Genomic DNA, 6,552 nt, shown 5'->3' with positions numbered 1-6,552 from the left:
GTCGGCGGGTGCTGTCAGTGGGAGCGCAGGGCTTCGACGGCCCGCGCGAGGGCCTGCGGCACATCCGGGACGAGCGTGTGCGCCCCGTCCCGTACGACGTGCCGCCCGGCGACGACCGTATGCCGTACGTCGGCCGCGGTCGCCGCGAATACGGCCGTCTCGGCGCCCAGCCTGGGCAGCGGGCCCGCTGTCCTGACCGAGTCGAGCGCGATCGTCGTGAAGTCGGCGGCCTTGCCGGTCTCCAGCACGCCCACGTCGTCACGGCCGAGGGCGGCGTGACCGTCGGCGGAGGCGGCCCGCAGCAGGGCGGCGGCCGTCCAGTGCCCCCGGGTGCGGCTGCGCAGCCGCTCGTTCAGCTCCATCGCGCGGGCCTCTTCGAGCAGGTCGATCACGGCGTGGCTGTCGGAGCCGAGGGAGAGCGGGGAGCCGGCCTGTTGCAGGGCGACGGCCGGGCCGATGCCGTCGGCGAGGTCCCGTTCCGTCGTCGGGCACATGCAGGTGCCGGTGCGGGAGCGGCCGAGGAGGGCGATGTCCTCGTCGGTGAGGTGGGTGTTGTGGACGCCGGTGGTCCGCTCACCGAGGACGCCGTGCTCGGCGAGGAGCTGGGTCGGGGTGCGGCCGTGGGCCTCGCGGCAGGCGTCGTTCTCGGCGGTCTGCTCGGACAGGTGGACGTGCAGGGGTGCCCCGCGCTCCTGCGCCCAGCGCGCCACGGTCGCCAACTGCCCGGCGGGCACGGCCCGTACGGAGTGGATCGCGGCTCCGATCCGTGCGTGATCCCGTTCCTTGAGAAGTGAACAGCGTTCGGCCCAGGCGTCCGCGTCGCCGTCGGAGAAGCGGAGCTGGCGGGCGTTGGGGGCCTGTCCGAAGCCTGACGAGAGATAGGCGGTGTCGAGGAGGGTGATGCGGATACCGGCTTCGGCGGCGGCCTCGATCAGTGCCTCGCCCATCGCGTTGGGGTCCGCGTAGGGGGTGCCGCCGGGCGCGTGGTGCACGTAGTGGAACTCGCCGACGGCGGTGATGCCGGCGAGCGCCATCTCGGCGTACACCGCGCGGGCCAGCTGGTGGTAGGTCTGCGGGGTCAGCCGGTCGGCGACGGAGTACATGACCTCGCGCCAGGTCCAGAAAGTTCCGGAGCCGACCTGCACGGTGCCGCGCAGGGCACGGTGGAAGGCGTGGCTGTGGGCGTTCGCCAGGCCCGGCAGGGTCAGCCCGCGCAGGATCTCGGCGCCGGGCGGCGGGGCGTCGACGCCCGTGCGGACGGCGGTGATCCGGCCGTCCGAGACCTCGACGGCCACCCCCGGCTCGACGTGGGTGCCGAGCCAGGCGTGCTCCAGCCAGTACGTCCGTGTCCGCTGCGTGGGGGTCACGTGCAGGCCAGCCCTTCCAGTACGTCGGCGAGCGCGAGCACCCCGGCCACGCAGTCGTCCTCGGCCGCGTACTCGGCCGGGGAGTGCGAGACGCCCGTGGGGTTGCGCACGAACAGCATGGCGGTCGGGATGCTCCCGGAGAGGATTCCGGCGTCGTGTCCGGCGCCCGTGCCGAGGACGGGGACCTTGAGGCCGGTGTCCCGGCCGCTTTCCCGGCCGCTTTCCCGGCCCAGGAGGCGGGCGAGTTCGTCGCGCAGGGCGTGGTCGAACTCGACGACGGGCGTGAAGGACTCGCGGACGACCTCCAGGTCGACTCCGTGTGCCGTCGCGTACTCGCGGGCCGCGCTCTCGACACCGCCGACGACCTGGTCGAGGCTCAGCTGGTCGGCGGCGCGGGAGTCGAGCCAGCCGCGCACCAGGGAGGGGATGGCGTTGACGCCGTTCGGCTCGACGGAGATCTTGCCGAAGGTGGCGACGGCCCCGGCCAGCCGGGCCTCGCGGCGGGCGGCGAGCACGGTCTCGGCGTACGGCAGCATCGGGTCGCGCCGGTCCACCAGCCGGGTGGTGCCGGCGTGGTTGGCCTCGCCCCGGAAGTCGAACCGCCAGCGGCCGTGCGGCCAGATGGCGCTGGCGATGCCGACCCGGTCGCCGCTGAGGTCGAGGGCGCGGCCCTGCTCGACGTGCAGTTCGACGAAGGCGCCGATCCGGCAGAGCCGTTCCGGGTCCGGGCCGATGGCGTCGGGGTCGTAGCCGGCGGCCTCCATGGCCCGCGGCAGGGTGATGCCGTCGCCGTCGGTCAGCCGGTGGGCCTGCTCGACCGTGAGGTGCCCGGCGGTGAGCCGGGAGCCGACACAGGCGAGCCCGAAGCGGGCGCCCTCCTCGTCGCCGAAGTTGACGAGGGCGAGGGGCCTGGTGAACCGCGCTCCCCTGCGGCGCAGTTCGTCGAGGGCGGCGAAGGACGACACGACGCCGAGGGGCCCGTCGAAGGCGCCCCCGTCGGGCACCGAGTCGAGGTGCGACCCGGTGACGACGGCGTTCCCGGCGGCGGGGTCGCCGAGCCAGGCCCACTGGTTGCCGTTGCGGTCGACCTCGTAGGCCAGTGCGCGTGCCTCGGCCTGTTCCTGGAACCAGGCCCGGCAGTCGGCGTCGGCGGCCGTCCAGGCGTAACGGCGGTAGCCACCGGAGTCCGGGTGCCGCCCGATGGGACGCAGGTCGCGCCACATCTGCTGGAAGGACGCACCGGCCGCACCCGCGTGCCCACCCCCGTCCGCGTCCGCGTCCGGCGGCAGGATCTCGTCCGCCGCCGGGCGGCTGCCGCCCGCTTCGATCCCCGGACGGGTCACGCGCCGTCACCCTCGCGCAGCGGCACCCGCACGCCCCGCTCGTCGGCGACCGACTCCGCGATGTCGTATCCGGCGTCGACGTGCCGGATGACGCCCATGCCGGGGTCGTTGGTGAGCACGCGCCGGATCTTCTCGCCGGCCAGCTTCGTGCCGTCGGCCACCGTCACCTGGCCGGCGTGGATGGAGCGGCCCATGCCGACGCCGCCGCCGTGGTGGATCGACACCCAGGAGGCGCCCGAGGCCACGTTGACCATGGCGTTCAGCAGCGGCCAGTCGGCGATCGCGTCGGAGCCGTCGAGCATGGCCTCCGTCTCGCGGTAGGGCGAGGCGACGGAGCCGGAGTCGAGGTGGTCCCGCCCGATGACCAGCGGTGCGGCCAGCTCGCCGCTCGCGACCATGTCGTTGAACCGTTCACCGGCCTTGTCGCGTTCGCCGTAGCCGAGCCAGCAGATGCGGGCGGGCAGGCCCTGGAAGTGGACGCGCTCACCGGCCAGCTTGATCCAGCGGGCGAGGGACTCGTTCTCCGGGAACAGGTCGAGCATCGCCTTGTCGGTCTTGGCGATGTCGGCGGGGTCGCCGGACAGGGCGGCCCAGCGGAAGGGGCCCTTGCCCTCGCAGAACAGCGGTCGGATGTAGGCGGGGACGAAGCCGGGGAAGGCGAAGGAGCGGTCGTATCCGGCCACTTGGGCCTCGCCGCGGATGGAGTTGCCGTAGTCGAAGACCTCGGCGCCGGCGTCCATGAAGCCGACCATCGCCTCGACGTGCCGGGCCATGGACTCGCGGGCCCGGGTGGTGAAGCCGGCCGGGTCCTTCGCGGCGGCGTCGGCCATGTCCTCGAACGCGACCCCGGTGGGCAGGTAGGCCAGCGGGTCGTGGGCCGAGGTCTGGTCGGTGACGATGTCGATGGGCGCGCTCATGGCGAGGAGCTGCGGGACCAGCTCCGCGGCGTTGCCGAGGACGCCGATGGAGAGGGGCTTGCGCTGGTCGCGGGCCTCGACGGCGAGCTGGAGGGCGTGCTCCAGGCTGTCGGCCTTCACGTCCAGGTAGCGGTGCTCGATGCGGCGGTCGATGGCGCGCGGGTCGCAGTCGATACAGATCGCCACGCCGTCGTTCATGGTCACGGCGAGGGGCTGGGCGCCGCCCATGCCGCCGAGGCCGGCCGTCAGCGTGATCGTCCCGGCGAGGGTGCCCCCGAACTGCTTCGCGGCGACGGCGGCGAAGGTCTCGTAGGTGCCCTGGAGGATGCCCTGGGTGCCGATGTAGATCCAGGAACCGGCGGTCATCTGGCCGTACATGGTCAGGCCGAGCTGTTCCAGGCGGCGGAACTCCTCCCAGTTGGCCCAGTCGCCGACGAGGTTGGAGTTGGCGATCAGGACGCGCGGGGCCCATTCGTGGGTCTGCATGACGCCGACCGGGCGGCCGGACTGGACGAGCATCGTCTCGTCCTGCTTGAGCGTGCGCAGGGTGCGCACCATCGCGTCGAAGGAGCGCCAGTCGCGGGCCGCCTTGCCGGTGCCGCCGTAGACGACGAGCTTGTCGGGGTGCTCGGCGACCTCGGGGTCGAGGTTGTTCTGCAGCATCCGCAGGGCGGCTTCCTGCTGCCATCCCAGGGCACTCAGTTCCGTACCGCGCGGTGCTCGGACGGGGCGGGGTCCTGACATGGTCTGCCTCCTGGAGGGTGGGCGATCCCGACGGATAGTTGCAGTGGTTATTCACATCCTGACCTGGTGAATAGGGCTAGTCAATACACCGAAGGGTGTGGACGGGCTCAGGGAAAGGGGCGGAGGGGGCACTCAGGGGGAGAAGGATCGCCCGGCAGGGGCACGCCACCACGAGGGCCGACCCGACAGGGGCAGCCGCGCGCTCAGCGTGGATCCAGGGGCGCGCGCAGCAGCGCCGCACCACCCCTTCGCCACCCGCGCGCTCTTGACGCGCGCCCGGCGACACGGTGTTGAACTGGCTGAACCAGCTGAACCGGCCCGGAAAACATGGTCAGTCGACCCACCCTAGTCACCGCCGCGCATGTTCCGCTGGAAAATGCCAGAAGACTCACCCCTCGCGCACACGTTGCGTAGCTTCTTCCTCACTCAGCCGAACCGCAGGCAGGAGGGGAGCCAACGGTGCCCGGAATCGACGAGTGTCTACTGGAGGCCATGCGGCTGCCCGGAGCCCGGGGAGCGGCGCTGGTCGACTGGACCAGCGGGCTGGCCCTCGGCACGGTCGGGGAGTTCCCGGGCGGTGACCACGAGGCCGCCGCCGCCGAGGCCGCGGAGGTCGCGCGGCTCACGGCGGAGCAGCGGGCGTTCACGCCCGACGACGGCGGCGAGGACGCCGATCCCCCGGTCGAGGACCTGATCATCAGCAACCGGGACAGCTACCACGTGCTGCGGTTCGTGCCCACGTCCTTCGACAGCAGCGTGTTCCTGCACGTGTGGCTGGCCCGGCCGGACGGCAATCTCGCGCTGGCCCGCATCCGGCTGGGCGAGATGGCCGGACGGCTGGTGCTGGGATGACCGTCGTGGGGACCACCCCGCCGCCCCGGCTGCCGGTGCGCGACCGGACGGCGGGCCGGGAGCGCGGGAGCGGAGCGGTCTCGCCGATGCTGACCCGGCTCGCCGCCGAGCGCGCCACCGGTGTCCTGGAGCGCGAGCGCGGAGCGCTCTATCTGGCCGAGGGCCGGGTGGTGCACGCCGAGAGTCCCTTCGCCCCGGGCCTCGACGTGCTCCTCCTGACCCACGGCACGCTGGAGCCCGGCGTGTGGTGGGAGGCGGTGGAGCGGGCCGGCGAGGAGCGCGGTGCCGCCCGCCTGCTGCTCGACGCCGGCCGGATCGGGCGGGGCGCCCTGGAGATGTGCCATCTGGGGGCGCTGTACGACGCCGCGTACTTCGCGCTGGCGCCGAGCAGCGCTCCGGGCCGCTTCCGGTACGGCGCCGGTCACTGGTTCGGTGCGCTGCGGCCGGTCCCGGTCGACGCGGTGGAGCGGGAGACGCTGCGCCGCCGCGAGCTGCTGCACCGGCTGTGGCCCGATCCGCTTCCGGACAGCGCCCCGCTGCTGCGGGCCGACCCGGCCGCCGCCCCGCAGCCGCCGTCCCGGCAGCGCGCGGTGCTGGCGCTGGTGGACGGTGTGCGCACGGCGTCGGACATCGCCCGGGAGCTGGGCCGGCCGGCGTTCCCCACGCTGATGGACGTCCGGCGGCTGGCGGCGGCCGGGCTGGTGACCGCCCGGTTCCCGCCGCCGGTCGCGCAGCCGCCGCCGGCGCTCGCCCTGCCCCAGGTCAACGACCCCGACATCACCTTGCTGAAGAGGCTCAGGGATGCGCTGGAGGCCCTTTGAACGGCAGCGACCGCGCGCCGAGAGGAGCGTACTGATGGCCGCGGAACCCGAGATACTCGCCGAGCTGCGACGACTGCGGGCGCGGGTGCCCCAGCTGACCGGGGCGCTCGTGGCCGGCGTGGACGGGCTCGTCCTGGCCCACGACACGCCCGGTGTGGAGGCGGAGGGGGTGGCCACGCTCACCGCGACCTCGCTGGCCGTCGCCGTGCGGCTCGCGGACACCACCGGCCAGGGCGCCTTCCGTGAGCTGCTCGTGCGCGGCGTCCACGGCTACGTCGCGACGTACGCGGCCGGGGGGATCGCCGTACTGACGGTGCTCGCGCAGGATCGCGTCAACGTCGGCCGACTGCACCTGGAGAGCCGCCGGTGCGGCACCCGCGTCGGCGAACTCGTCGACGCCGCGGAGCGGGCGCGCGCCCCGGCGCCCGGCCCGGCCAGGACGGCTCCCGCACGGACGCCCGCCGCCCGGACCAGGAGCGCCTCCACACCGGGCGTGTCGTGGGCCAGG

At 73.8% G+C, this 6,552-nt stretch carries 6 protein-coding genes; 3 read left to right on the top strand and 3 right to left on the bottom strand.

Annotated features, from left to right (window positions below):
- Nucleotides 1-14: 14 nt before the first annotated feature.
- The 3 genes from BZL64_RS33735 to hutU all read right to left on the bottom strand — a co-directional run bounded on the left by BZL64_RS33735 (nt 15) and on the right by hutU (nt 4,371).
- Nucleotides 15-1,367 (bottom strand): formimidoylglutamate deiminase, encoded by a 1,353-nt coding sequence (locus tag BZL64_RS33735; RefSeq protein WP_086772902.1) that lies wholly within the window; start codon nt 1,365-1,367, stop codon nt 15-17.
- A complete protein-coding gene (locus BZL64_RS33730; protein ID WP_107430396.1) occupies nt 1,364-2,590 on the bottom strand; it encodes an allantoate amidohydrolase in 1,227 nt (408 codons plus the stop codon). The genes BZL64_RS33735 and BZL64_RS33730 overlap by 4 nt, the downstream gene beginning before the upstream one ends.
- Before the next feature lie 116 nt (nt 2,591-2,706).
- Entirely contained in the window at nt 2,707-4,371 is a 1,665-nt protein-coding gene (gene hutU, locus BZL64_RS33725; RefSeq protein WP_086772901.1) for a urocanate hydratase, read from the bottom strand.
- 459 nt (nt 4,372-4,830) lie between these two features.
- Between hutU and BZL64_RS33720 the strand changes: the two genes are divergently transcribed.
- From BZL64_RS33720 to BZL64_RS33710, 3 genes are all read left to right on the top strand, one after another.
- Complete coding sequence (locus BZL64_RS33720) at nt 4,831-5,223, top strand: hypothetical protein (protein WP_086772900.1); 393 nt, start codon at nt 4,831-4,833, stop codon at nt 5,221-5,223.
- Nucleotides 5,220-6,044, top strand: coding sequence for a hypothetical protein (locus BZL64_RS33715; RefSeq protein ID WP_086772899.1), 825 nt, complete (start codon nt 5,220-5,222; stop codon nt 6,042-6,044). The genes BZL64_RS33720 and BZL64_RS33715 overlap by 4 nt, the downstream gene beginning before the upstream one ends.
- 34 nt (nt 6,045-6,078) lie before the next feature.
- The coding region (locus BZL64_RS33710; RefSeq protein WP_107430395.1) for a roadblock/LC7 domain-containing protein at nt 6,079-6,552 on the top strand (474 nt) is incomplete at its 3' end.

It is taken from the genome of Streptomyces bobili, assembly GCF_002154575.1.
GTDB classification, from domain to species: domain Bacteria; phylum Actinomycetota; class Actinomycetes; order Streptomycetales; family Streptomycetaceae; genus Streptomyces; species Streptomyces bobili.
Note: the sequence above shows the minus strand (reverse complement) of the source record. Positions and strands in the feature narration are given on the sequence as shown.

What these genes read in the sequence shown, in the direction of transcription:
- BZL64_RS33730 (WP_107430396.1), bottom strand. Translation starts at nt 2,590, where the DNA reads ATGTGGCGCGACCTGCGTCCCATCGGGCGGCACCCGGACTCCGGTGGC.
- hutU (WP_086772901.1), bottom strand. Translation starts at nt 4,371, where the DNA reads ATGTCAGGACCCCGCCCCGTCCGAGCACCGCGCGGTACGGAACTGAGT.
- BZL64_RS33715 (WP_086772899.1), top strand. Translation starts at nt 5,220, where the DNA reads ATGACCGTCGTGGGGACCACCCCGCCGCCCCGGCTGCCGGTGCGCGAC.